Source organism: Paucibacter sp. JuS9, from assembly GCF_044043925.2.
GTDB lineage: Bacteria > Pseudomonadota > Gammaproteobacteria > Burkholderiales > Burkholderiaceae_C > JAUASW01.
The window spans coordinates 3,267,690-3,294,149 of sequence record NZ_CP194172.1 but is presented as its reverse complement, the minus strand read 5'-3'; the positions used below and the strand labels follow the sequence as shown (position 1 = coordinate 3,294,149).

At 64.1% G+C, this 26,460-nt stretch carries 21 protein-coding genes; 19 read left to right on the top strand and 2 right to left on the bottom strand.

Annotated features, from left to right (window positions below):
* The first annotated feature begins 108 nt into the window (after window positions 1–108).
* From ABT392_RS14705 to ABT392_RS14675, 7 genes are all read left to right on the top strand, one after another.
* The gene (locus ABT392_RS14705; protein ID WP_395385457.1) at window positions 109–1,125 is read left to right on the top strand and encodes a porin; all 1,017 of its coding nucleotides are present in this window, start codon (window positions 109–111) and stop codon (window positions 1,123–1,125) included.
* 182 nt (window positions 1,126–1,307) lie between these two features.
* On the top strand, window positions 1,308–2,417 hold the full coding sequence (locus tag ABT392_RS14700) for a porin (RefSeq protein ID WP_334278096.1): 1,110 nt from the start codon (window positions 1,308–1,310) through the stop codon (window positions 2,415–2,417).
* A 128-nt stretch (window positions 2,418–2,545) separates the two neighbouring features.
* On the top strand, window positions 2,546–3,262 hold the full coding sequence (locus tag ABT392_RS14695; protein WP_395385458.1) for a DUF3047 domain-containing protein: 717 nt from the start codon (window positions 2,546–2,548) through the stop codon (window positions 3,260–3,262).
* A gap of 131 nt (window positions 3,263–3,393) precedes the next feature.
* The gene (locus ABT392_RS14690; protein ID WP_395385459.1) at window positions 3,394–4,371 is read left to right on the top strand and encodes an ABC transporter permease; all 978 of its coding nucleotides are present in this window, start codon (window positions 3,394–3,396) and stop codon (window positions 4,369–4,371) included.
* A 19-nt stretch (window positions 4,372–4,390) separates the two neighbouring features.
* Window positions 4,391–5,314, top strand: a complete 924-nt coding sequence (locus tag ABT392_RS14685) for an ABC transporter permease (RefSeq protein ID WP_395385460.1) — start codon at window positions 4,391–4,393, stop codon at window positions 5,312–5,314.
* A gap of 13 nt (window positions 5,315–5,327) precedes the next feature.
* Window positions 5,328–6,308 (top strand): ABC transporter ATP-binding protein, encoded by a 981-nt coding sequence (locus tag ABT392_RS14680; protein ID WP_395385461.1) that lies wholly within the window; start codon window positions 5,328–5,330, stop codon window positions 6,306–6,308.
* The gene (locus ABT392_RS14675; RefSeq protein ID WP_334278091.1) at window positions 6,305–7,300 is read left to right on the top strand and encodes an ABC transporter ATP-binding protein; all 996 of its coding nucleotides are present in this window, start codon (window positions 6,305–6,307) and stop codon (window positions 7,298–7,300) included. The genes ABT392_RS14680 and ABT392_RS14675 overlap by 4 nt, the downstream gene beginning before the upstream one ends.
* Here ABT392_RS14675 and lptM read toward each other — a convergent pair.
* Window positions 7,297–7,494, bottom strand: coding sequence for an LPS translocon maturation chaperone LptM (gene lptM, locus ABT392_RS14670; RefSeq protein WP_334278458.1), 198 nt, complete (start codon window positions 7,492–7,494; stop codon window positions 7,297–7,299). The two genes, ABT392_RS14675 and lptM, sit on opposite strands and share 4 nt — an antisense overlap.
* A gap of 19 nt (window positions 7,495–7,513) precedes the next feature.
* On the opposite strand from lptM, the gene cyaY reads away from it, so the two are divergent.
* The gene (gene cyaY / locus ABT392_RS14665) at window positions 7,514–7,870 is read left to right on the top strand and encodes an iron donor protein CyaY (protein WP_334278090.1); all 357 of its coding nucleotides are present in this window, start codon (window positions 7,514–7,516) and stop codon (window positions 7,868–7,870) included.
* Between the two features lie 3 nt (window positions 7,871–7,873).
* Here cyaY and ABT392_RS14660 read toward each other — a convergent pair whose 3' ends face one another.
* Complete coding sequence (locus tag ABT392_RS14660) at window positions 7,874–10,240, bottom strand: penicillin-binding protein 1A (protein WP_395385463.1); 2,367 nt, start codon at window positions 10,238–10,240, stop codon at window positions 7,874–7,876.
* A 262-nt stretch (window positions 10,241–10,502) separates the two neighbouring features.
* Here ABT392_RS14660 and ABT392_RS14655 point away from each other — a divergent pair, with 262 nt between their 5' ends.
* The 11 genes from ABT392_RS14655 to ABT392_RS14605 all read left to right on the top strand — a co-directional run bounded on the left by ABT392_RS14655 (window position 10,503) and on the right by ABT392_RS14605 (window position 26,445).
* Window positions 10,503–11,582, top strand: a complete 1,080-nt coding sequence (locus tag ABT392_RS14655; RefSeq protein ID WP_334278088.1) for a pilus assembly protein PilM — start codon at window positions 10,503–10,505, stop codon at window positions 11,580–11,582.
* Window positions 11,579–12,187 carry a PilN domain-containing protein gene (locus tag ABT392_RS14650; RefSeq protein ID WP_334278087.1) on the top strand — a complete coding sequence of 203 codons (609 nt, stop codon included), beginning with the start codon at window positions 11,579–11,581 and terminating at the stop codon, window positions 12,185–12,187. The genes ABT392_RS14655 and ABT392_RS14650 overlap by 4 nt, the downstream gene beginning before the upstream one ends.
* Before the next feature lie 4 nt (window positions 12,188–12,191).
* Window positions 12,192–12,875 (top strand): type IV pilus inner membrane component PilO, encoded by a 684-nt coding sequence (locus tag ABT392_RS14645; protein ID WP_334278086.1) that lies wholly within the window; start codon window positions 12,192–12,194, stop codon window positions 12,873–12,875.
* Window positions 12,876–12,883: 8 nt separating this feature from the next.
* Window positions 12,884–13,420 carry a pilus assembly protein PilP gene (locus tag ABT392_RS14640; RefSeq protein ID WP_395385464.1) on the top strand — a complete coding sequence of 179 codons (537 nt, stop codon included), beginning with the start codon at window positions 12,884–12,886 and terminating at the stop codon, window positions 13,418–13,420.
* Between the two features lie 26 nt (window positions 13,421–13,446).
* Window positions 13,447–15,597 carry a type IV pilus secretin PilQ gene (gene pilQ, locus ABT392_RS14635; protein WP_334278084.1) on the top strand — a complete coding sequence of 717 codons (2,151 nt, stop codon included), beginning with the start codon at window positions 13,447–13,449 and terminating at the stop codon, window positions 15,595–15,597.
* An 89-nt stretch (window positions 15,598–15,686) separates the two neighbouring features.
* Complete coding sequence (locus ABT392_RS14630; RefSeq protein ID WP_395385465.1) at window positions 15,687–17,918, top strand: hypothetical protein; 2,232 nt, start codon at window positions 15,687–15,689, stop codon at window positions 17,916–17,918.
* On the top strand, window positions 17,915–18,475 hold the full coding sequence (locus tag ABT392_RS14625) for a shikimate kinase (RefSeq protein WP_334278457.1): 561 nt from the start codon (window positions 17,915–17,917) through the stop codon (window positions 18,473–18,475). Before ABT392_RS14630 ends, ABT392_RS14625 begins: the two co-directional genes overlap by 4 nt.
* A gap of 68 nt (window positions 18,476–18,543) precedes the next feature.
* Window positions 18,544–19,644: a 3-dehydroquinate synthase gene (gene aroB / locus ABT392_RS14620; protein WP_395385466.1), complete on the top strand. Its 1,101-nt coding sequence runs from the start codon at window positions 18,544–18,546 to the stop codon at window positions 19,642–19,644.
* A gap of 21 nt (window positions 19,645–19,665) precedes the next feature.
* On the top strand, window positions 19,666–20,796 hold the full coding sequence (locus ABT392_RS14615; protein WP_334278081.1) for a deoxyguanosinetriphosphate triphosphohydrolase: 1,131 nt from the start codon (window positions 19,666–19,668) through the stop codon (window positions 20,794–20,796).
* A 43-nt stretch (window positions 20,797–20,839) separates the two neighbouring features.
* Complete coding sequence (locus ABT392_RS14610) at window positions 20,840–21,550, top strand: transposase (RefSeq protein ID WP_395385467.1); 711 nt, start codon at window positions 20,840–20,842, stop codon at window positions 21,548–21,550.
* 143 nt (window positions 21,551–21,693) lie between these two features.
* Window positions 21,694–26,445, top strand: coding sequence for a glutamate synthase-related protein (locus ABT392_RS14605; protein ID WP_334278456.1), 4,752 nt, complete (start codon window positions 21,694–21,696; stop codon window positions 26,443–26,445).
* Window positions 26,446–26,460: the final 15 nt, after the last annotated feature.

Here is a 26,460-nt window from a genome sequence, read left to right as displayed (position 1 = left end):
TTGCTCTGGTGCAATAGCGTCAACTTCCCAGCGACTCCGGGCTGTATCGGGGTGATGACGCAGGAGTCCTGGCCGTTTGTGCCAATTTCGTACATCAAGGAGCTTTGAATGAAGAAATCGATTCTGCTGGGCGCCGTCCTGGCCTCGCTGGCCGGCGCTGCCGCCGCTCAATCGTCGGTGACCGCTTTCGGTGTGCTCGATCTGGCCATGCGTCAGGCCAAGTCCAGCGGCAAGACGATCAACCTCCTGGCCGCTGACGGCAATGCCAGCAGCCGCCTCGGCTTCCGTGGCACCGAAGATCTGGGCGATGGCCTGAAGGCCAACTTCTGGATCGAGGCCGCCCTGTCTGCCGACACCGGCACTGTCGACTCGAGCCGTTTCTGGGGTCGTCGCGCCACGGTCAGCCTCTCCAGCACGCAGTGGGGTGAGGTCCGTCTGGGCCGTCACAAGACGGCAGCCCGCCTGGTGATCGACGGCTTCACGCCGTTCGAAACTGCCGGCATCGCCGACATTTCCAAGGTCTATTCCCTGCTGGGCAGCGCCGCCGACACGATCAATCGTGCTGACAATCAGGTCGCCTACAGCCTGCCGGACAATCTGGGTGGCATTTACGGTGGTGCCGAAGTGGGCGCTGGCGAGAACACCGACGGCAAGAAGTACAAGGCGGCTCGCCTGGGTTACAAGAACGGCGGCTTGAACGTCACTGCCGGCCTGGCCGACACCGATGCCAAGGGCTCCAACTACAAGCTCAATGTTGTCGGAGCTTCGTACAACTTCGGACCGGCCACTGTGCAAGCCACGGTGGGCAACACCAAGTTCAACGCAGCCAAGCAGTCGATCTACACCGTGGGCCTGATCGTGCCGGTCGTGGGTGACTCCTCGTTCCGCGCTCACTACGCAAACTCCAATGCCAACACGGCTGCTGAAGCGATTGCCGGCGTGGGCGACATCAAGTTGCTGACCCTGGGCTATGTGCACGCAGTGTCCAAGCGCACGGCGCTGTACATGACGATCTCCGAGATCAAGAACACCGGCAAGAGTGCCGTGGCCGTTGCCGGCTCGCCGGCAGTGACCGCTGGCAATAAGTCCAGCGCTTGGGATGTGGGTCTGCGCCACAGCTTCTGAGTTTTGGAGTTACAGTCGCCGCCAATCGGCGCCGGAAAACGAGAGCCGCCTTGTGCGGCTCTTTTTCTTGGGCGCCATGCGCCCATATGCTGACTGTTGGCGGTGTGCAACAGGCAGTTGGCGGCGAATGCGTGGGGCGTGGAGAATGCGCCTCGGACCTCTTTTCAGCAGGAGACACTTTGATGAAGAAACTTTGCCTGGCCGTAAGCATTCTGGCCGCCAGCACCAGCGCCGCGTGGGCTCAATCCAGCGTGGTCATTTCCGGCATTCTGGATGGCGCCGTTCGCTACACCACCAATTCCGGCCCCGCAACCAACAAGAGTGCCTCGCTGTCGCAAATGGTTGGCGGCGGCATGTCGCAAAGCCGTCTGTCTGTGGCCGTGACGGAAGACATGGGCGACGGCCTGAAGGCCATTGCCAATATCGAACACCGCCTGTTGCTGGACTCCGGTACCTCTGCTGCCGGTGATTTCTGGCGTCAAGCATGGGTGGGCCTGCAGTCCAACAGCTTCGGCCGCATCACGCTGGGTCGTCAGTACAACCTGCTGTTCGACGCTGCCACCTCGACCTTCGCTTCGTTCAAGTACTCGCCGTACATCGAAGTGTTCAAGCCGGAAATCGGCATGGCTCTGACCGCACGTCAGAACAACATGGTCAAGTACCTGGTTGAATCGGGCGGCCTGCGTTTTGAAGCGCAAGTCAGCGCCGGTGAAAACTCGGGCGACATTGGCCAAGGCAAGTCGATCGGCGCGTTGGTTCGCTACGCTGCTGGCAGCTTCGCTGGTGCCTATGTCTGGCTGCAAAGCGAAGACCAAGGCGGCAAGAAGGTCACCGCTCAAACGATGGGCGCCAGCTGGACCGACGGTCCGCTGTACGTGAACATGGCCTGGGCGCAGAACAAGTTCGAAACTGGCTACAGCTTGGCTGGCAATGTCACGCTGCTGGGCTCGATCAACACGGCCATCATTTCGCGCAACCCGGCCTCGGCTGCCACGGTCGCGACCGATGCCGCTGCTCAGGTGCGTGATCTGTTCTCGGCAGGTATCACCTACCAACTGACGCCTCAGTTCAACCTGGGCGCGCAAGTCTGGAAGGGCAAGCAAGTCGGTCTGGTCCCGGGCCGCGGCACCGGCGTGCTGGATGCTTTCGCTGTGGTGGCTGACTACGCGCTGTCCAAGCGCACGGACGCTTATGTCGAATTCGACAACCTGCGTACCAAGGGCAACGTCGTGATCTCCAACGGTGCAAACACCCGTACCGGCTACATGGTCGGCGTGCGTCACCGCTTCTGATCGTGATTCCATCCTCCCCTTGCGGGTTGGATGAATGAACGGGCCGCGCAAGCGGCCCGTTTCCGTTTGTCGGTGAGGTTGTCGTGGGCAGTTCTGAGCGATTCGCAATGCGCCCGTGGGCGCTTCTCATGCCGCTGGTGTTGGGCGCCTGTGCGAGCCGCGAGCCTGCTGTCGTTGTCGCGCCTCCGCTGGCACCGGAGCTGCAGGCCTGGTCGGAGCGGATGTTGCCGGGCAAACAGGGCACGCAATACAGCCTGGCGCGTCGCGCTGGCAAGTCCTGTGTGCTGGCTCAGGCCCGACGCTCGGCCAGCCTGCTGCGACGTTCAGTGCAAGTGACGCCAGCGCAGCTCGGGCAGGTCGAATTCGATTGGTGGATCGCTGCGATAGCCGGCCTGCCGCAGACTGATCTGGAAGAGACGCCGGACGATGCGCCAGCGCGCCTGGTGCTGGCGTTCACCGGTGACGACGCCCGCCTGTCCCTGCGCAATCGCATGGTGTTCGAGCTGGCTCGCACCATGACGGGCGAAGCGCCACCCTATGCGACACTGATGTACATCTGGCATCCCACGGCGCCACCCGAAACCGTGATCGTCAGTACGCATACCGACCGCATCCGCAAGATCGTCGTGGGCTCCGGAGCGCAGCCCCTGCCGGGCTGGCAGCGGTTCAGACGCAATATCGCGGCAGATTTCCGCCAGGCCTTTGGCGAAGAGCCGGGGACGCTGGTGCAACTCGCCTTGATGACCGACGCGGACAACAGCCAGAGTCAGGCCGAGGCCTGCTATGGCCGGCTGCTGTTCCTGGATCCCGACCGCCAGACTTTGCCTGGCAGCCTGGTGTTCTGAGCTGGCGAGGGCGGTCGCCCCGGCATCATCAGGACTTACCCTTTTGTCCTCACCGTGCTGCTACGCGATGATTCGCGCAGCGGTGAGATTGATGGGTCGCCGCCATTGATACAAGGGCTGAACGCGACCACATGCTTGTCTTCATCCTCCGCCGGCTTGCTCAGGCGCTGATCGTCATGCTGACGGTGGCCTTTCTGGCCTTCATGCTGTTCCAGTATGTCGGTGACCCCGTCACCAATCTGTTAGGCCAGGACGCGACGCCCGAGCAGCGCGAGCAACTGCGTCGCGACCTGGGCCTGGACGCGCCCTTCCCGGTGCAGTTTGCTCACTTCGTCGGCAATGCGGTGCAAGGCGAGTTCGGCCTCAGCCTGCGTCAGGGCCGCACGGTGTCGAGCCTGATTGCCGAGCGTCTGCCGGCTACCCTGGAGCTGGCGCTCAGTGCTGCGCTGCTGGCCTTGGGGCTGGGCATTCCACTGGGTGTCTACGCGGCGCTGCGGCGTGGAAGATTCGCCTCGCAGCTCCTGATGATGCTCTCGCTGCTGGGCGTGTCGCTGCCCACCTTCTTCATCGGCAATCTCCTGATCCTCGTGTTCGCGGTGCAGCTGCAATGGCTGCCCAGCTTTGGCCGTGGCGAGGTGGTCGCGCTGGGCGCGTGGACCACGGGCTTGCTGACGGCCGATGGCCTGAAGCACCTGCTGTTGCCGGCCTTCGCGCTGTCGGTATTCCAGCTGACCCTGATCATGCGGCTGGTGCGGGCCGAGATGTTGGAGGTGCTGCGCACCGACTACATCCGCTTTGCCCGCGCCCGCGGCCTGAGCGACCGGGCGGTCTATTTCGGCCACGCGTTGAAGAACACCCTGGTGCCGGTGATCACGATCACGGGCCTGCAACTCGGCTCACTGATCGCCTTCGCCATCATCACCGAGACGGTTTTCCAGTGGCCGGGCATGGGCCTGCTCTTCATCCAGGCGGTGCAGTTCGCTGACATTCCCGTGATGGCGGCCTACCTCTGCCTGATCTCCTTCATCTTCGTGACGATCAATCTGGCGGTGGACCTGCTGTATTTCACCGTTGATCCTCGCTTGCGCGTCGAAGGCAAGGCCCATTGATCGGACTTTGATGCCAAGCATGCCCTCTTCAAGCCCAGGCCGCCTGCGGCGCTTCTTTGCCGGCGACGTCTGGTATTCGTTCCGCCGTTCGCCGATGGCCATCGTGGCGGCAGCCATTGCGCTGGTCTGCTTCTTCTGCGCGGTGTTCGCCGAGTTCGTCGCGCCTCACAACCCCTTCGACCTGGCCACGCTGGAGTTGATGGATGCGCGGCTGCCACCGGTCTGGATGGAAGGCGGCGCGATCAAGTACCTGCTCGGCACCGACGACCAGGGGCGCGATATTCTTTCGGCCCTGATGTACGGCGCCCGCATCTCGCTCTTTGTCGGGCTGGCTTCGGTGATGCTGTCGCTGGTGTTTGGCGTGTCCATGGGCTTGCTCGCGGGTTTTGTCGGCGGGCGAGTCGATGCGCTGATCATGCGCGTCTGCGATGTGATGCTGTCCTTCCCCTCCATCCTCGTGGCCCTGCTGATCAGTGGTGTCGGCCACGCGCTGTTCCCGAACGCCCAGGGCGGGCTGGCCTTCGGTGTCCTGACACTGGCAATCGCCTTGACCGGCTGGGTGCAGTACGCCCGCACGGTGCGTGGCTCGACCATGGTGGAGCGCAACAAGGAGTACGTGCAGGCGGCCCGCGTGATCGGCGTCTCGTCCTGGCGCATCATGCGCCGCCATGTCTTGCCCAATGTGCTGGGGCCGGTGCTGGTGCTGGCCACGATCCAGGTGGCAGCGGCCATCATCACCGAAGCCACGCTGTCCTTCCTTGGCGTCGGCGTGCCGCCGACGAGCCCTTCGCTGGGCACGCTGATCCGCGTCGGCAACGACTTCATGTACTCAGGTGAGTGGTGGATCATGATCTGGCCCGGCGTCATGCTGGTGCTGATAGCGCTGTCGGTGAACCTGCTGGGAGACTGGCTGCGTGACGCCTTGAACCCGCGCCTGCGTTGAGGATGGAAAACGCATGAGCGCACCGCTTCTTGAAGTCCGGAATCTGCGAGTCGAGTTCCCCACCCGACATGGCAGCTTGCTGGCCCTGGACAACGTGTCCTTCGACATCGCACCGGGCGAGATTCTCGGTGTGGTGGGTGAATCCGGCGCCGGCAAGTCGGTGACCGGCGCGGCCATCATCGGCCTGCTCGATCCGCCCGGGCACATTGCCGGTGGCGAGATCCGCCTGGCTGGCCGCCGCATCGACAATCTGCCGCACGAGCAGATGCGCCGCGTGCGTGGCCGCGAAATCGGCGCCATCTTTCAGGACCCGCTCACTTCGCTGAACCCGCTCTTTACCGTGGGTCAGCAATTGATCGAGACCATCGAGGCCCACCTGCCGCTGGGCCGGCGCGAAGCCCGCGCGCGCGCCATCGAGCTGCTGCGCCAGACCGGCATTCCCGCGCCCGACGCCCGCATCGACCAGTATCCGCACCAGTTCTCGGGCGGCATGCGGCAGCGGGTAGTGATCGCCCTGGCCCTGGCGGCCAAGCCCAAGCTGATCGTGGCAGACGAGCCGACCACGGCGCTCGATGTGTCCATCCAGGCGCAGATCATTGGCCTCTTGAAGTCGCTCTGCAAGGAGCAGGGCGCGGCGGTGATGCTGGTCACGCACGACATGGGCGTGATCGCCGAAACCTGCGACCGCGTGGCGGTGATGTATGCCGGCCGGGTCGCCGAGATCGGGCCGGTGCAGGAGGTCATCCATCGCCCGGCCCATCCCTACACGGCGGGCCTGATGGGTGCGATTCCGGCGATGGACAGTGACCGCGAGCGCCTTTTGCAGATCGATGGCTCGATGCCCCGTCTCAATGCGATTCCCACGGGCTGCGCCTTCAATCCGCGCTGCGAGCGCGTGCTGCCGCGCTGCCACGAAGAGCGCCCCGAACTGATGCAGGTGGCTTCCAGCCAGGCCGCTTGCTGGCTGCATGCCGAAGGGGAGGGCCACCGATGAGCCAGCCGCTGATCGAGGTGCAGGACCTGGCCAAGACCTTTGATGTCTCGCCGCCCTGGCTGAACCGGGTGCTGGAGCGCAAGCCGCATCAGTTCGTTCATGCGGTGGACGGGCTCAGTTTTTCAATCGAGCGCGGTCGCACCTTGGCGTTGGTGGGCGAGTCGGGCTGTGGCAAGAGCACGGTGGCGCGTCTGCTGGTCGGGCTGTACGGGCCGAGCCGCGGCAGCGTCAGCTTCGACGGCGCCGACCTTGGCAAGACGCTCGCCTCCAGCGGTGCGCAGGCCTTGCGCCGGCGCATGCAGATGATCTTCCAGGATCCGTATGCGTCCTTGAATCCGCGTTGGCAGGTGCAGCAGATCGTGGCCGAGCCGCTGCTCGAACACGGTTTGCTCAAACGGGGCCAGGCCTTGCAAGACCGGGTCGACGAGCTCCTGCACACGGTCGGGCTGTCGGCGGCAGACCGGCTGAAGTTCCCGCACCAGTTCTCCGGCGGTCAGCGCCAGCGCATCTCGATCGCGCGAGCGCTCGCCACGGAGCCGGAGTTCCTGGTCTGCGATGAGCCGACTTCGGCCCTCGATGTGTCGGTGCAGGCCCAGGTGCTGAACATCATGAAGGACCTGCAGCGCAGCCGCGCTCTGACGTATCTGTTCATCTCGCACAACCTGGCGGTGGTGCGGCATGTGTCGGACCAGGTGGGCGTCATGTATCTGGGCCGGCTGGTCGAGCTGGCTGACAAGGCCGAGCTGTTCGCGCGCCCGCGCCACCCCTACACGCGCATGCTGCTGGATGCGATTCCGGACATCGGCATGAGCGGCCGCAGCCGCACGCCGGTGCAGGGCGAGGTGCCCAATCCGCTGAACCCGCCGAGCGGCTGCAGCTTCCACCCTCGCTGCCCGCACGCCAATGTGCGTTGCCAGACCGAGCGCCCGCAGATGCTGGAGCTCAAGGGTGTACGCGTGGCCTGCCACGCTGTACAAGAGGGCCGGATCTAGCGCCCTGGTGCTGGTGTCGCAGGTGCCGAAGCCCGGCTGGCAGCCGTCGCCGCCTTGGCTGGTTGATCGCTGGGCAGGTACAGGGGGCCCTTCTGGCCACAGCCAGCCAACGCCAGCAACAGGGTCAAGGCTGCGGTGCTGCAGGCACGGCCTACACTTCCCTTCGAGCGCAAGTGCTTCAATGTTTCATTCATCCCCGGAAGTTTATCGGTCATGACCGCCTCCCTCGCCGCCACGCCCCTCAGCGATATCGACTACCAGACCAAGACGCGCGCCTTGCTGGACCGGGTCGAGGCGACGATTGATGGCTGGCTCGATGCCGATGTGGTCGATATCGACACCCACCGCACCGGCGGCTTGATGGAGCTGAGCCTGCCGGGCGGCAGCAAGATTGTCTTGAACACGCAACCGCCGCTGCAGGAAGTCTGGCTGGCTGCGCGGGGAGGCGGCTTCCATTTCCGCTACGTGGATGGGCGCTGGCTCGAGCGCGAAGGCCGCGAGTTCCATGCCCTGCTGTCTGAGCATGTCAGCGCCCAGGCGGGTCAGGCGCTGCAGTTCACCAGCGCCTGAACCTCATCGCTTGAACAGGTCGAGGATGCTCTTTTTCTCGGCCTCGGTGGCGGGCTGAGGCAGCTTCGAATCTTCTGCCGGCGTCAACGCCTTCACGCCGGTGTGGCCGGTGAACTCGTCGAAATACCACTCGCCGTTGAGGTTCACGATGCCTTCGGGTGCCGAGGGTTCAGAGACCGCCGTGTTGCGCAGGGCGAAGCCCATGTACTCGATCCAGACCGGCAACGAGAGGCCGCCGCCAGTTTCCCGGTCGCCGAGCTTGCGTGGCTGGTCATAGCCAATCCAGACCACAGCCACCACTTCTTCCTGGTAGCCGGCAAACCAGGCGTCCATCGAATCGTTCGTGGTGCCGGTCTTGCCGTAGATGTCCGGGCGCTTCAGGGTGGCATGGGCCTTGGCAGCGGTGCCGCTGCGTGTGACCTCCTGCAAGAGGCTGGTCATCATGAAGGCATTGCGCTCGTCGATGACGCGGTTGCCTTCGTTGACTACTGGCTCGGGCGCCTGGTAGAGCAGCTTGCCCTTGTTGTCGGTCAGCTTGCTGATCAGCTGCGGCGTCACCAGGTGGCCGCCATTGGCGAACACGGCGTAGCCCTGCGTCATCTGCATCGGCGTGACCGAACCGGCGCCCAGCGCCATGGTCAGGTAGGCCGGATGCTTGTCGGCATCGAAGCCGAAACGCGTGATCCATTGCTGCGCATAGTCGACGCCGATCGACTGCAGCACCCGGATGGACACCATGTTCTTGGATTTGGCGAGCGCCCGGCGCAAGGGCAGGGGGCCGTCGAAGGTGCCATCGTAGTTCTTCGGTTCCCAGGGTTGGCTGCCGGTCGTCGTGGCATCGAAGAACAGCGGCGCGTCGTTCACCACGGTGCTGGGCGTGAAGCCCTTCTCAAGTGCGGCTGAGTAGATGAAGGGCTTGAAGCTGGAACCCGGCTGGCGCCAGGCCTGAGTCACGTGGTTGAACTTGTTCTTGTTGAAGTCGAAGCCACCGACCATGGCGCGCAGCTTGCCGTTGCGCGGGTCCATGGCGACAAAAGCGCCTTCCACCTCGGGCAGCTGGGTGACGGTCCATTCATCCTTGCCCTTGACGACGGCCTTGATCACCCGGATCACCGCACCGCGGCGGATGCGTGTCTTCGGGTTGCCCTTCTCGGACAGGCCGGAGGTGGCTGGCTTCAGGCCCTCGCCGACGATGGTGATGGTCTCGCCATTGAGCAGCGCTGCCGTGACCTTCTTCGGGTCGGCCTCGAGCACCACGGCGGCCTGCAGGTCGTCGTTGTCCGGATGGTCGGACAGCGCCTCCGCGATGCGTGCGTCGAGGTCCTTCTGTTCGGCCGGCAGGTCCACGTAGGCCTCGGGCCCGCGGTAGACCTGGCGGCGCTCGAAATCCATGATGCCGCGGCGCAGCGCCTTGTAGGCGACGGTCTGTTCATCCGCGCGCAGCGTCAGGTAGACGTTGAGGCCGCGGGTGTAGGTCTCGTCGCCATACTGGCCGTGGATCAGCTGGCGCGCCGCCTCGGCCACGTACTGCGCATTGGAAGGGGCTTCACTGAGCTGCCGGTAGCGCAGGACCTGGGCCTTGGCGCTGGCGTGCTGCTCGGCCGTGATGTAGCCGTTCTCCAGCATGCGGTCGATGATGTAGCGCTGGCGCACCGTGGCCCGGCGCGGGTTGTTGATCGGGTTGTAGGCCGAGGGCGCCTTGGGCAGGCCGGCCAGCATGGCGGCTTCGGCTACCGTCACCTGTTTCAGCGGCTTGCCGAAATAAACCTCGCTGGCAGCAGCAAAGCCGTAAGCCCGGTGCCCCAGGAAAATCTGATTCATGTAAATCTCGAGAATCTGCTCCTTGCTCAGGGCGTTCTCGATCTTCAAGGCCAACAATATTTCGTAGACCTTGCGTGTCAGGGTTTTCTCGGTGGAGAGATAGAAATTGCGCGCAACCTGCATCGTGATCGTCGATGCGCCCTGGCTGCGGGCCTCGCCCACATTGGCCAGGCCGGCGCGGATCACGCCCAGGTAGTCGACGCCGCCGTGCTGGTAGAAGCGCGCATCCTCGATCGCGAGCACCGCTTCCTGCATCACCTTGGGAATTTCGCGGATCGGCAGGTAATTGCGGCGCTCCTCGCCAAATTCGGCCAGCAATACGCCTTCGGCCGACAGCACGCGCAGCGGCAGCTTGGGCCGGTAATCGGTCAGGCCCGAGATATCCGGCAGATTGGGGGAGGCCAGGGCCAGCACCATGCCCAGGATCAGCAGGCCAGCCAGACCTGCGGCGGCTCCCAGGCCCAGCAGCCAGAACGCTGCCCGTACAGCCCAATGTTTGCGGCGGGCGCCGTCGCGTGACGCGGATTCGCTGGACTTGGCTTCGCTCATGAGGCTCCGATTTGACTGGCGCAATTATAAGAAGGGCTGCAACATTCGATTCGCGGCCGTGAGATGCTTCACGGCAAGGCTTGACAAGACCCATTGGCTGGTGTTTTTCAGCTCTTTATCTGCAGAGCAGACGTGTATGTTTAGCAACGGGGCGTTACTTGCTGTGACCGGTTTTCTTTGATGTGTCATAGGCTTTGCTGCTAGCATTCAAGTAACTTATTAATAAGTCCGGCGCAAGTTTGCGCGTTTGGGGATACGCGTCATGGGAATATTGGATGTACTGCTGGGGCGCAAGCACCCGCCCATGATCGGCCTGGATATCAGCTCGTCCAGCGTCAAGCTGGTGGAGTTGAGCCAAAGCGCCAGCGGCGAAATGGTGCTGGAGCGTTTTGCGTCCGAGCCGTTCGAAAAAGGCTGGATCACCGACGGCCAGATCGAGAAATTCGATGAAGTGGCCGACGCTGTGCGCCGGGTGGTTGCCCGCAGTGGCAGCCGCACCCGCGATGCGGTGCTGGCCATGCCCCAGTCGGCCGTGATCACCAAGAAGATCATGCTGCCGGCCGGACTGCGCGACGAGGAGATGGAGCTCCAGGTCGAGGCCGAAGCCAACCAATACATTCCTTTCTCGCTCGACGAAGTCAGCCTCGACTTCTGCGTGATCGGCCCCAGCCCGACATCGGTCGGCGACGTTGAAGTGCTGATCGCTGCATCGCGCAAGGACAGAGTGCAAGACCGCCAGGGTCTGGCCGAAGCGGCCGGTCTCAAGCCGGTTGTCCTTGACATTGAATCGCATGCCTCGCGCATGGCCATGGGTCGCCTGATCGCCACCCTGCCCAACGAAGGCCGCGACGCGCTGGTGGCGCTGTTCGAGATCGGCGCCGACACCACCAGCCTCAAGGTGCTGCGCGACGACGAAATGCTTTACGACCGAGACCAGGCCTTCGGGGGCTCGCAGCTCACCCAGCTGATCTCGCGTCAATACGGCTTCTCCTTCGAGGAAGCTGAATCCAAGAAGCTCGCCAACGACCTGCCCGACGACTACGAAGTGGCGGTGCTGAACCCCTTCGTGGACAGTCTGTCGCAGGAAATCGGCCGGGCGCTGCAGTATTTCTTCACCAGCACGCCGCATCACAAGGTGCACTATGTGATGCTGGCCGGCGGTACGGCAACCGTGCCGGGCCTGAAGGAACGGGTCACCGAATTGACCGGCTTTGCCTGCATGATCGTGAATCCGTTCGAGAACATGGGCCTGGGTTCTGCGGTGCGTGAACCCAAGCTGCGCCGCGAGGCACCGTCCTATCTGACCGCCTGCGGCCTGGCGATGCGGAGGTTCTACTCGTGATCCTGATCAACCTGCTGCCGTACCGGGAAGAGAAGCGCAAGCGTCGCAAGACGGCCTTCTTTGCCGGCATCGGCGCCTCTGCCGTGCTGGGCCTGCTGATCGTCGGCTTTGTTTATCTGCTCTTGCAGCATCTCGCCAGCGAACAGCAGCGCCGCAATGATTACCTGTCTGCCGAGATCGCCCGGCTGGACCTGCAGATCAAGGACATCGCCAACTTGAAGGCCGAGATCGAGGCCCTGCAAGCGCGCCAGAAGGCCGTCGAAGGCCTGCAGACCGACCGCAACACGCCGGTCTACCTGCTGAATGAGCTGGCCCGCTTCACGCCCGAGGGCATCTACCTCACCAGCATCCGCCAGACCGACAAGGTGGTCGCCGTCACCGGCATCGCTCAGACACAGGAGCGTGTTTCCGAGTTCCTGCGCAACGCAGGGGGTGGCTCTGAATGGCTGGAGAAGGCCGATCTGGTCGAGATCAAGCAGGCCAACCTGATCACCAGCTCGCGTGATCAGCGGCGCCTGTTTGAATTCCAGATGAAGGTGTCGATCAAGGCGCCGCAGGTCGAAGCACCGGCCGGCGCCAAGAAGGCAGCGCCGAACAAGGCTTGAGCACATGGCAAACAATTCCAAGAAGCTCAATTTCGACCTGAACGCCTGGGGTGAAAGCGTTGCGGACCAGTTCCGCGGCCTCAACCCCAACGAGCCTGGTCAATGGCCCTTCCTGCCCAAGCTCTCGGCCTTCGTGGCTGTGGTGGCGGTGGTTTGCGGCGCAGGCTGGGTGCTCGCCCTGTCAGACGCGCAGACGGCGCTCGACAACGTGCGTGCCGAAGAACCCAAGCTGCGCGAGCAGTACCAGGGCAAGCTGGCCCAGGCCGTCAACCTGCCCGAATTGCGCAAGCAAAAGAGCCAGGTCGAGGAATACGTGCTGCAGCTTGAAAAGCAGTTGCCGAACAAGGCTGAGATGGACGCGCTGCTGTCGGACATCAATCAGGCGGGCCTGGGCCGCGGCCTGAATTTCGAGCTGTTCCGGCCGGGCCAGGAAGTGATGAAGGACTACTACGCCGAGAAGCCGATCAGCTTGCGGGTGTCGGGTCGCTATCACGACATCGGCTCCTTTGCGGCCGACGTCGCCAATCTCTCCCGCATCGTGACCCTGCACAACCTGGCGGTGGTTGCACCCGCCAAGGACCAGAGCGGCAACCTCAGCATGGAAGCCACGGCCCGCACCTATCGCTACCTGGATTCGAATGAAGTGGCCGAGCAAAAGAAGGCCGCGGCCAAGGCGGCAAAGAAATGAGGCCTGCAATGATGACGATGCACGCATCAAGAATCGCAGTGCTGGCGCTGGGCCTGGTTTTGGCTGGCTGCTCCGCAGATCTGGATGAATTGCAGGGCTGGATGAAGTCCGAGGCTGACCGGGCACGCGCCAATGTGCCGCCGCTGGTGCCCCCGAAGAAATTCCAGCCACAGCCCTATGAGGCCATGGCCGGCGTTGAGCCCTTCAGTGCCCAGAAGCTGAGCGTGGCGGTGAAGCAGGAAGCCAGCCAGCCCAACTCGCTGCTGGCGGCCGAGCTGAATCGGCGGCGCGAGCCGCTGGAGGCCTATCCGCTGGACAGCATGAGCATGGTGGGCAGCCTGACACGTCAGGAACGCCGCTACGCACTGGTCAAGGTCGACAACCTGCTCTACCAGGTCAAGACCGGCGACTATCTCGGTCAGAACTTCGGTCTCGTCAAGCAAATCAGCGAGACCGCCATTACCTTGCGGGAACTCGTCCAGGACGCGACCGGCGATCAGGTTGAGCGCATCACGACCCTCCAGCTTCAGGAGAAGGGACGATGAGAAAAATCACTCAGGAGATCTCGAGGATGAATCGTTGGCGCGCATGGGCCTTGGCTCTTTCCACGTGCATGCTGCTGCCGCTTCAGGCCTGGGCGCAGAACAGCATCAAATCGATCAACAGCGTGCAGCAAGCCGGTTCGGAGGTCGTGCGCATCGAGTTGGCACAGCCGCTGACCGAGTTGCCACGCGGCTTCACGGTGCAGACACCGCCGCGCATAGCGATCGACCTGCCTGGCGTCAGCAATGACCTCGGCCGCTCGCTCGTCGAGGTGAATCAGGGCAATCTGCGTTCGATCAATGTGGCGCAGGCCGGCGAGCGGACCCGCCTGGTGCTGAACCTGCGTCAGGCAGCCAGCTATCGGGCGCAGCTGCAGGACAACGCCCTGGTCCTGGTGCTGGACAGCGGTAGCCCGGCCACCGCCGCGGCCACTACCAGCGAGCCAGTTCACTTTGCGCAGCCGCTCAACAGCAGCCCGCAGGCGATCAAGGACATCGACTTCCGCCGCGGCCAGGACGGCACCGGCCGAGTGATCGTCAACTTGCCGAGCAATCAGGTCGGCGTGGACATTCAGCAGCAAGGCCAGTCCCTGGTGGTTGAATTCCTGCGCTCGACGTTGCCGGAAGCCCTGCGTCGTCGCCTGGACGTGACCGATTTCGGCACGCCGGTGCAGTCGATCTCGGTCAACCAGAACGGCGACCGTGTGCGCATGCTGGTCGAGCCGCGCGGCGCCTGGGAGCACAGCGCCTACCAGACCGACAACCAGTTCGTGCTCGAGGTGCGGCCGCAGAAGGTCGATCCGAACAAGCTGGTGGCCGGCCCCGGCTTCGCGGGCGACAAGCTCTCGCTGAATTTCCAGAACATCGAAGTCCGTGCACTGCTGCAGGTCATCGCTGACTTCACCAACTTCAACGTGGTGACCAGCGACACCGTGACCGGCAACGTCACGCTGCGCCTCAAGGACGTGCCTTGGGACCAGGCGCTGGACATCATCATGCAGGCCAAGAACCTGGGCCTGCGCAAGACCGGCAATGTGCTGCTGATCGCGCCCAAGGACGAGCTGGCGGCCAAGGAGAAGATGGAGCTCGAGGCCAAGGCCCAGATCGCCAACCTGGAGCCCGTCCGTACCCAGGCCTTCCAGCTCAACTACACCAAGGCCGACGAAGTGGCCAAGGGGCTGGCGGGCACGACCACCAGCGGCGGCAGCGGCGGCGGTGGCGGCGCCACCAGCACCCGGATTCTTTCGCCGCGTGGCAGTGTCATCTCCGAGAGCCGGACCAACCAGCTCTTCGTCAGCGATATTCCGTCCAAGCTGGAAGAGATCCAGGCCATGATCGCCAAGATCGATATTCCGGTGCGGCAAGTGCTGATCGAGGCACGCATCGTCGAGGCGGACGACAAGTTCGGCCGCGCGCTGGGCGTCAAGCTGGGCAGCCAGGATCTGCGTGGCGTTCAAGGTGGCATTCCAGGCTACAACCTTGCTGGCAACAACTACCTGACCGTCGGGGGCAACTACAACGCCGTGGGCTCGCAGACGGGCCAGGGCCCGGCGCAGAACTACGCCAACAGCCAGTTCGTCAACCTGCCTGCCAACGTTTCCTCAGACGCCTTTGCTGGCGCCAGCCCGGTGAACTTCGCGCTGTCGCTGTTCAGCGCCACGGCCAACCGCTTCCTGAACCTGGAGCTCTCCGCACTGGAAGCCGATGGCAAGGGCAAGATCGTTTCGAGCCCGCGCGTCATCACCGCCGACCAGGTCAAGGCCCTGATCGAGCAGGGTGAAGAACTGCCCTACCAGGTGGCCACGGCCAGCGGTGCGACCTCGATCGCGTTCAAGAAGGCGGTGCTCAAGCTTGAAGTCACGCCGCAGATCACGCCCGAGGGCAATGTGATCATGACGGTGGACGTCAACAAGGACAGCCGCGGCACGCTGACGCCGCAGGGCTATGCCATCAACAACAAGCATGTGCAGACGCAGGTGCTGGTCGAGAACGGCGGCACAGTCGTGATCGGCGGCATCTTTACGCAAGATGAGCGAGTTGATGAGAGCAAGGTGCCGCTGCTGGGCGATATTCCGTTCCTGGGCAATCTGTTCAAGAACAAGGCCCGGATTTCCAGCAAGACCGAATTGCTGATCTTCCTGACGCCCAAGGTTGTCAGCGAGCGCACGGTCGTCAAGTGACGGTTGTGACGTCAGCGCGGCTCGGACGGTGAATGCATGAGGGAGCTGCTGGCGCTTGACCGCTGCCGGCCCAGATGGAGATTGAGGAAATGATGAAACTTGTTGGCCTCGGAAAGCGTGTGCTGAATGGCCTCGCAGGCGTGGCCCTCAGTGCGGCCCTGGTCGCCTGCGGCGGCGGCGGTGGCTCGGCGGGTACGCCGGTGGTGGGTGGTGGTGGCAACTCTGGCACGCCATCAACCGATACGGCTGCTGTTGCCGTTAGCCTGTCCTCGACCACCGTCACAGCCGGCGCGCCTGCGACGGTCACGGCCACGGTCACCAACAAGGCCGGCACGCCCTTGGCTGGCCTGATCGTCAAGTTCTCGACCGATGGCGGCCTTGGTAGCTTCAGCGCGGCGTCTGCGCTGACCGACGCAGCGGGTGTTGCCACCACGGTCATGTCGCCTGCCAACGCGACATCCACCGGTGCAGACACGGTCAGGGCCGCAGTTACCTATCTGGACAAGCCCTATAGCGCATCGGCGGGCTTCCAGTTGACGGCGACCAACGTCACGATCTCCTCCTTCACCTCCGATGTTGCGAATCTCTCGGCCTATGGCCAGGCCAACCTCACAGTGACCTTGGCAGGTACTTCGGCCACTGCGCCGGTGACCTTGTCAGTGACCTCTTCCTGCACGACCGCCGGCAAGGGCACCTTGACGCCGACGACCCAGACCACGAGCACCGGGCGCGCAACCTTCACTTTCCGTGACGGTGGCTGCGGTGCATTGGCGGCTGCTGAAAACCTCCAGGTGTCGGTCAACGGCACCAGCCTGACCCAGACCCTGGCCCTGCCGGTGAGCTCGCCGTCCGCAGCCAGCATCGGCTTCGTTTCGGCTTCGCCTACAAATATCTATTTGCGCGGTTCCGGCCTGGTCGAGAGCTCCAACGTGACCTTCCAGGTGAAGGACGCCAACAGCAACGGCTTGCCGGGCAGAACGGTGGTGCTGGAGCCCAGCGTGCTGGTCGGTGACCTGCGTCTGGATGACCAGACGGGTGCGGTGACCAAGGTGACCGACAGCAACGGCAATGTGATCGTTCGCATCAACTCGGGTACGGTGCCGACGCCTGTGCGAATCAAGGCGACGCTGCAAGGCAGCAACATCTCCACGGTTTCGAGCTCCCTGGCCATTGCCGTTGGTTTGCCTTCGCAGCTGAACTTCTCGATGTCGCCTGCAACGCTGAACATCGAGGGCTTCAACATCCAGGGCGCGCCCAACACCTACACCGTCATTGCCTCGGATCGACTGGGCAATCCGGTGCCGGATGGCACTGCGATCAATTTCGTCTCGGAAGGCGGCCAGATCCAGGCGATCAGGCAGACCTCGCTCAACAGCAATGGCATTGCCACGGCGACCGCCAACTTCGTGTCTTCGGCGCCCGTGCCTGCCGATGGTCGCCTCACCGTGGTCGCTTACGCGCTGGGCGAAAAGTCCTTCCTGGACACCAATGGCAACAACGTCTACGACACCGGCGAGGACTTCCAGGACCTGGGCGACCTCTTCCTGGATCGCAAGTACGACGGCTTCTACCAAGCCAGCGAAGATCAGTTCATTTCCCTGGCGACCGGTGATGTCAAGGCCTGCTCTGATGGCGCTTCGGCCTTGTTCAAGCGGGATGAATCTGTGCCAGTACGCCCCAACACCTGCAGTCAGCAGTGGGGCCGCGCCTATGTGCGCAGGGCCGTGCAAACCGTGCTGTCCACTTCGGCCTCGCGTCCGCTTTGGGGAACGACTTGGCATCCGAACGCAGTTGGTGCGGCAGGCTCTTGCGCAGCGCCCGTGACACTGACGACGCACTATGTGGATGACGTTGAGCAGCGCTTGAACTACCGGGTTGTTCACGGTACTCAGCTGTACGGCATGGGCACCGCAAGCACGATCACACTGACACTGGCCGATGCGAATGACGTGGCCCGCAACCCGATGGCTGCCGGGACGGTGGTTGCCTTCGTCACGACGGATGGCTTGTCTGCGACGCTGCTCGGCGGCTCCCCGGTTGCGAATTCGCTGTCGGTCGGCGGCGTGACCTTCAGCTACAAGTTCGACGACAAGACCAGTGAAGGCACGGTCACCATGAATGTCAAATCACCCAGTGGTTTGACCACCTCTGTGTCGATCTTCATCTCGAAGCTTGATTACGGGCAGGCTGTGAAGGATGCACTTCAAAAGCTGTGGGACGCCGATACGGCTACCCCCAAGACGGCGACTGACCCAAGCGACCAGTCCAAGTGGACTGCAGATCAGCGCTATCGCTACAGCCTTGCTGCGTGCACCCCCTGAGAGTCGCCCTCGTCGGCATGCCCGGCGGTGGCAAGTCCACGGTCGGGCGACAACTGGCACGTCAGCTTGACGTGCCTTTTGTCGACTCGGACACCGAGATCGAGAAGCGCATCGGCTGCGCCATCAAGAGCTTCTTCGCCCGAGAGGGCGAAGAAGCTTTTCGCTTGATCGAGAGCGAAGTGATTGCCGGCCTGCTCGCTGCTGATTCAGACATGGTGCTGGCCACCGGTGGTGGCGCGGTGCTGCGCGAGGAGAACCGCGACTGCCTGCATGAGCGCTCAACCGTGCTCTACCTGCGCTCGACGCCGGAGGAACTGTTCCGACGCCTGCGTCACGACACCCAGCGCCCGCTCCTGCAGGTCAAGGACCCGATGGCCAAGCTGCGCGAGCTCTTTGCCGTGCGCGACCCGCTGTACCGCCGCACCGCCCATTTCGTGCTCGAGACCGGCCGTCCCTCGGTGCAGGGTCTGGTCAATATGGTCCTGATGCAATTGGAGCTGGCCGGCCTGGTCAGCCCGATGCGGGTGAAGGCTTCGGTCGGCGCAGAGCCTCACTGAGCGTTTCACGACGATTCGCTGCGGCCTGGCGGCGAGTTCGAGCAGGGGCGGCCCGTACACTTGCGGGCATGAGTGCTTCGCCGTTGCCCGTCATCACCGTTCCCATCGCGCTGGATGAGCGCAGCTACGACATCCTGATCGCCCCCGGCCTGCTTGACGCAGCCAGCAGCTGGCAAGGCCTGCCCAAGGCGGCATCCGCATTGATCGTCAGCAACGAGACCGTCGCGCCGCTGTATCTGGAGCGGGTGAGGGCGCAGCTCGGCAGGCATTACGCACGCATCGAGACCGTCGTGCTGCCCGACGGCGAGCAGCACAAGGACTGGGCCTCGCTGAACGCGATCATCGACAAATTGCTTTCCACCGCCAGCGACCGCAAGACGGTGCTGGTGGCCTTGGGCGGCGGTGTGATCGGCGACATGACCGGCTTTGCCGCAGCCATCTATATGCGCGGCGTGCCTTTCGTGCAGGTGCCCACCACGCTGCTCTCGCAGGTCGATTCTTCGGTGGGCGGCAAGACCGCGATCAACCACCCGCTGGGCAAGAACATGGTGGGCGCGTTCTACCAGCCGCAGCGGGTGATCGCTGATCTGGACACCCTGGACACGCTGCCGCCGCGCGAGTTGTCGGCCGGCCTGGCCGAGGTGATCAAGTACGGCCCCATCGCCGATGCTGCCTTCCTCGACTGGATCGAAGCCAATCTCAATGCCTTGCTCGCGCGAGACAAAGCGGCCCTGGCGTATGCCGTGCAACGCAGCTGCGAGATCAAGGCCTGGGTCGTGGGCCAGGACGAGCGAGAAAGCGGCATCCGCGCCATCCTCAATTTCGGCCACACCTTCGGCCATGCGATTGAAACCGGCATGGGCTATGGCGAATGGCTGCACGGCGAGGCGGTCGGCTGCGGCATGGTGATGGCTGCTGAGCTGTCGGTGCGCCTGGGGCTGATGCCGGCCGAGTTTGCAGCGCGCATGCGCCGCCTGATCGAGCGAGCGGGCCTGCCGGTCGTCGGACCCAAACTCGGTACCGAACGCTATCTTGAGCTGATGCGGGTCGACAAGAAGGCCGAAGGCGGCGAGATCCGCTTCGTGCTGATCGAGGCCATGGGCCGGGCCGGCATGCACAGTGCGCCCGATGCGCTGGTGGCCGAAGTGCTGGACCACTGCACCGCCTGAACCGAACCGAAGAACACCACGATGCGCGCTGCCTACGCTTGCCACCCCCACCAGAGCAAGGGCCGCCGCTACCCCGAGCCGGCCGCGCCCACGCGCAGCGAGTTCCAGCGCGACCGCGATCGCATCGTGCACAGCACGGCCTTCCGTCGCCTGGTCTACAAGACGCAAGTCTTTCTGAACCATGAAGGCGACCTGTTCCGCACGCGCCTGACGCATTCGCTGGAGGTCGCTCAGCTGGGCCGCTCCATCGCTCGCAGCCTGGGGCTGGATGAAGACCTGGTCGAGACGGTGGCTCTGGCGCACGACCTCGGCCACACGCCTTTCGGCCACGCCGGCCAGGACGTGCTGGATGATTGCATGAAGGACTTTGGCGGCTTCGAGCACAACCTGCAGAGCCTGCGTGTGGTTGATCAACTGGAGCAGCGCTACCCGGCCTTCGATGGGCTCAACCTCACGTTCGAATCGCGCGAGGGCATCCTGAAGCATTGCTCGCGGCGCAACGCGCAGGCGCTGGAAGCTCTTGAGCCTGGCGGCGTGGCCGCCCGATTCCTGAATGGCACGCAGCCCAGTCTCGAAGCACAGTTGTGCAATCTGGCGGATGAGGTCGCCTACAACGCCCATGACGTTGACGACGGCGTGCGCTCCGGCCTGGTCACGCTGGAACAGCTGGAAGCAGTGCCGCTGGTGCAGCGCTACCTGCGCGAGGCCTTGGCCGAGTACCCCCAGCTGAGCGCCAAGCGCCTGCTCGCTGAAACCATCCGCCGCATGCTCTCGGCCCAGGTCTACGACATCATCGATGCCAGCCGCGCCCTTTTGCAGGAGGCCGCGCCGCCTGACGCCGATGCCGCCCGCGCCGGCCCGCCGCTGCTGCGCTTCAGCGCCGACATGCGTGCGGCCAGCACCGAGCTCAAGCGCTTCCTGTTTGCCAATCTCTACCGCCATCGCCAGGTGGCTGAGACGCGCATGAAGGCCGAGGCCGTACTGCGCGATCTGTTTCGCATCTACTTTGAAGATCCGGCCCAATTGCCCGAGGAGTTCGCCAGTGCAGACGACATTCCGCGCGCCGTGGCCGACTACATCGCCGGCATGACCGACCGCTACGCGCTGCGTGAGCATCAGCGTCTGACCGGGCAGCAGTTGTTCCCGGCCTAGCTCGCGCAATAATGGGGACAGACTCAACTGTCCGGTTCCCCACATGGCCCGATTGCCCCGGCTTGCCGTTCCCGGCCAGCCCCATCACCTGATACAGCGCGGCCTGAATCGTCAGGCCATCGTCACCGACGACCACGACCGCCAGCGCTTGCTGGACGAGCTGCGTGAATGCGCTGCAACGCACAAGGTGGCCATCCATGCCTATGTGCTGATGGACAACCACCTGCACCTGCTGGCGACGCCTGAGACGGCGGAAGGCTTGAGCGGGATGATGCAGTCGCTCGGCCGGCGCTATGTTGCTGCCTTCAACAAGCGACATTCGCGCAGCGGCACGCTCTGGGATGGCCGCTTCCGCGCCGCGCCCATCGAAGCAGGCGCCTACCTGCTGGCGTGCATGCGCTATGTGGAGCTCAACCCGCTGCGCAGCCAGTTGGCTGCGCAGCCGGGCGAGTACCGATGGTCCAGCGCCGCCCACCACCTGGGCCAGCGCCGCGACCCGCTCGTCTTTGACCATGCCTTGTTCTGGGCTACCGGCAACACGCCGTTTGAACGGGAGCTGGGCTGGAAGGCCTGGCTGGAGCAGGGCTGCAGCGCTGCCGAGTGGCGGGTGCTGACCGAAGCCGCCCAGAAAGGCTGGCCGCTCGGCTCGGCCGGCTTTCTGCTGGGTCTGGCGCAGGACACCGAGCGCCCTTTACAGCCGCGCAAAAGAGGGCGCCCCGCGGGCCGCAAGACGGATTCCAGCCGCGGAACATGACTATGTCCCCATTTAAATGAATCAAGCAGGCGACGAATCTATCAAAAGGAGTCTGACCCCATTTGTTCGTTCTTGAATGTAATGCTGCAGCGCAGTAATCTCGCGGCTCACTTTTGCCCATGTTGGAGAGCGCCGTGAGCACGATCACCCAGGCCGCACAGATTCAAGCCGAAATTGCCGAGTTGACCGCCAACGGTCTCTACCGCCCCAGCAATGAAAAGGACGCATGCGGCCTTGGCTTCGTTGCTCACATCAAGGGCCAGAAGGCGCATGCCATCGTCCAGCAGGGCCTGAAGATCCTCGAGAACCTGGACCACCGGGGCGCCGTCGGTGCCGACAAGCTGATGGGCGACGGCGCCGGCATCCTGATCCAGATCCCGGACGAGTACTACCGCGAGGAGATGGCCAAGCAAGGTATCGAGCTGCCGCCCCCCGGCGAATACGGTGTCGGCATGATCTTCCTGCCCAAGGAACACGCCTCCCGCCTGGCCTGCGAACAGGAACTCGCCCGCGCCATCAAGGCCGAGGGTCAGGTCTTGATCGGCTGGCGCGACGTGCCGGTGGATGCCGAGCTGCCGATGTCGCCGACCGTGCGCGAGAAGGAGCCGATCATTCGGCAGATCTTCATCGGCCGCGGCCCGGACATCATTGTTCCGGACGCCCTGGAGCGAAAGCTCTACGTGATCCGCAAGACCGCATCGAGCGCCATCCAGGCCCTGAAGCTGACCCACAGCCGTGAGTACTACGTGCCCAGCATGAGCTGCCGCACCGTGATCTACAAGGGCTTGCTGCTCGCCGACCAGGTGGGTGCCTACTACAAGGACTTGAGCGACCCGCGCGTGGTCTCGGCCATCGCCCTGGTGCACCAGCGCTTCTCGACCAACACCTTCCCTGAGTGGCCACTGGCCCACCCCTACCGCATGGTCGCCCACAACGGCGAGATCAACACGGTCAAGGGCAACTTCAACTGGATGCGCGCCCGCGAAGGCGTGATGAAGTCGCCGGTGCTGGGCGACGACCTGAAGAAGCTCTACCCGATCAGCTTCGAGCACCAGTCCGACACGGCCACCTTCGACAATGCCATCGAGCTCTTGACGATGAGCGGCTACCCGCTCGCGCATGCCGCCATGATGATGATCCCGGAAGCCTGGGAACAGCATGAGCTGATGGACGAGCGCCGTCGCGCCTTCTATGAATACCACGCGGCCATGATGGAACCCTGGGACGGCCCGGCCGCCATGGTCTTCACCGACGGCCGCCAGGTTTGCGCAGCACTCGACCGCAATGGCCTGCGCCCGGCACGCTATGTGGTGACCGACGACGATCTGGTCGTGCTGGCCTCCGAGTCCGGCGTCCTGCCGATTCCGGAAAGCAAGATCGTCAAGAAGTGGCGCCTGCAGCCGGGCAAGATGTTCCTGATCGATCTGGAGCAGGGCCGCATCGTCGACGACGAAGAGCTGAAGACCCAGTTCGCCAATGCGCGGCCGTATCGCCAGTGGATCGAGAACGTCCGCGTCAAGCTGGACGACATCGAGGTTGGCGCGGTCAAGCCGGCCGAATTCGCCAGCTCGCTGCTGGACCGCCAGCAGGCCTTCGGCTTCACGCAGGAAGACATCAAGTTCCTGCTCGCGCCAATGGCGGCGAACGGCGAAGAAGGCATCGGGTCCATGGGCAACGATTCGCCGCTGGCCGTGCTCTCGAGCAAGGACAAGCCGCTCTACAACTACTTCAAGCAGCTGTTCGCCCAGGTCACGAACCCGCCGATCGACCCGATTCGCGAAGCCATCGTGATGTCGCTGAACAGCTTCGTCGGCCCCAAGCCGAATCTGCTGGACATCAACGCGATCAACCCGCCGATGCGGCTGGAGGTGTCGCAGCCGGTGCTGGACTTCGAGGACATGGCGCGCCTGCGCGGCATCGAGGCCCACACGCATGGCAAGTTCAAGCCCTTCGAACTGGACATCAGCTACCCGCGTGAGTGGGGCCGTGAAGGCGTCGAAGCCCAGCTGGCTTCGCTGTGCGCTTCGGCCGTGGATGCGATCAAGACCGGCCACAACATCCTGATCATCACGGACCGCCACCTCAGCAGCTCGCGCATTGCGATCCCCGCGCTGCTGGCCCTCTCAGCCATCCACCACCACCTGGTGCGTGAAGGCCTGCGCACGACGGCGGGGCTGGTGGTCGAAACCGGCACGGCCCGCGAAGTGCATCACTTCGCCGTGTTGGCCGGCTATGGCGCGGAAGCGATCCACCCCTACCTTGCGCTGGAAACGCTGACGGCCATGAGCAGCGAGCTGCCGGGCAACCTCTCGGCAGACAAGGCGATCTACAACTACATCAAGGCCGTGGGCAAGGGCCTGTCGAAGATCATGTCCAAGATGGGCATCTCGACCTATATGTCCTACTGCGGCGCGCAGATCTTCGAGGCCATCGGCCTGAAGGCCGACTTCGTCGAGAAGTACTTCCGCGGCACACCCACGCAGGTTGGCGGCATCGGCGTGTTCGAGGTGGCGGAAGAAGCCATCCGCCTGCACACGGCGGCCTTCGGCGACGACCCGGTGCTCGAGAACATGCTGGAAGCTGGCGGCGAATACGCCTGGCGCAGCCGTGGCGAAGAGCATATGTGGACGCCGGATGCCATCGCCAAGCTGCAGCACAGCGCGCGCTCGGGCAAGTTCGACACCTACAAGGAATACGCGCAGATCATCAACGACCAGAGCAAGCGCCACATGACGCTGCGCGGCCTGTTCGAGTTCAAGTTTGATCCGACCAAGGTCGTGCCGATCGAGGAGGTCGAATCGGCCGCCGAGATCGTCAAGCGCTTCGCCACCGGCGCGATGTCGCTGGGCTCCATTTCTACCGAGGCCCATGCCACGCTGGCCGTGGCCATGAACCGCATCGGCGGCAAGAGCAACACGGGCGAGGGCGGTGAAGACCCGGCGCGCTATCGCAATGAACTGAAGGGTATCAAGATCACGGCCGGCACCAAGGTGTCCGACGTGATCGGCGGCAAGGTCATCGCGGTCGACTACGAGCTGAAGGAAGGCGACTCGCTGCGTTCCAAGATCAAGCAGGTCGCCTCGGGCCGCTTTGGCGTGACCACCGAGTACCTGGTCAGCGCCGACCAGATCCAGATCAAGATGGCCCAGGGCGCCAAGCCGGGCGAGGGCGGCCAGCTGCCGGGCGGCAAGGTGAGCGAGTACATCGGCATGCTGCGCCACTCGGTGCCGGGCGTGGGCCTCATCAGCCCGCCGCCGCACCACGACATCTATTCGATCGAAGACCTGGCCCAGCTGATCCACGACCTGAAGAACGTGAACCCCAAGGCCGACGTGTCGGTCAAGCTGGTGTCGGAAGTGGGCGTGGGCACCATCGCCGCCGGCGTGACCAAGGCCAAGGCCGACCATCTGGTGATCGCGGGCCATGACGGTGGCACAGGCGCTTCGCCGTGGTCCTCCATCAAGCATGCAGGCACGCCGTGGGAGCTGGGCTTGGCCGAAGCGCAACAGACGCTGGTGCTGAACCGTCTGCGCGGCCGTGTGCGCGTGCAGGCCGATGGCCAGATGAAGACTGGCCGCGACGTCGTGATCGGCGCGCTCCTCGGTGCTGATGAATTCGGCTTCGCCACCGCACCGCTGGTGGCCGAAGGCTGCATCATGATGCGCAAGTGCCACCTGAACACCTGCCCGGTGGGCGTGGCGACGCAGGACCCGCTGCTGCGCGCCAAGTTCTCGGGCAAGCCCGAGCATGTCGTCAACTACTTCTTCTTCGTGGCTGAAGAGGCGCGCCAGATCATGGCGCAGCTCGGTATCCGCAAGTTCGACGAACTGATCGGCCGCTCCGACCTGCTCGACACCCGCAAGGGCATCAGCCACTGGAAGGCCAAGGGCCTGGACTTCAGCCGCGTGTTCCACCGCCCGGCCGTGCCGGCCGATGTGGCCCGCATCCATGTCGACAAGCAGGACCATGGCCTGGAGCGTGCTCTTGACGTCAAGCTGATCGAAAAGTGCCTGCCCGCCTTCGAGAAGGGCGAGAAGGTGCAGTTCATGCAGCAGGTGACCAATGTGCGCCGCACCGTGGGCGCCATGCTGTCGGGCGAGCTGATCCGCCGCCGTCCTGAAGGCCTGCCGGACCAGACCGTCTTCATCCAGATGGAAGGCACGGGCGGCCAGAGCTTCGGCGCCTTCCTGGCGCAGGGCATCACCTTCTACCTGATCGGCGACGCGAACGACTACACCGGCAAGGGCCTGTCCGGCGGACGCGTGGTGGTGCGCCCGAGCATCGACTTCCGCGGCGACGCGACCAAGAACATCATCGTCGGCAACACCGTGCTCTACGGTGCAACGCGCGGCGAGGCCTTCTTCCGTGGCGTGGCTGGCGAGCGTTTCGCAGTGCGCCTGTCCGGCGCCTCAGCCGTGGTCGAAGGCACCGGCGACCATGGTTGCGAATACATGACCGGCGGTACCGTCGTGGTGCTCGGCAAGACCGGCCGCAACTTTGCTGCCGGCATGAGCGGCGGCATTGCCTACGTCTATGACGAGGACGGCCACTTCGCCCGCCGCTGCAACACCGCCCAGGTTGCACTGGAAAGGGTGTTGCCGGCGCACGAGCAGGAGGCTGGCGTCGACAAGGCCATCTGGCACCACCTGCATGGCGCGGAGCAGCAGACCGACGAAGCGATCCTGAAGAAGCAGATCGAGGACCACCACCGCTGGACGGGCAGCCAGCGCGCCCGCGACATCCTCGACCACTGGGCCGAGTCGCGCGCCAAGTTCGTCAAGGTGTTCCCGCACGAATACCGCCGTGCGCTCGGCGAGATCCATGCGGCCAAGCAGGCCGCGGCGACCATCGAAGTCGCCAAGTCGCCCGCCGCCCAGCCCGCCGTCAAGGCCTGAAGCCGCAACCGCCAG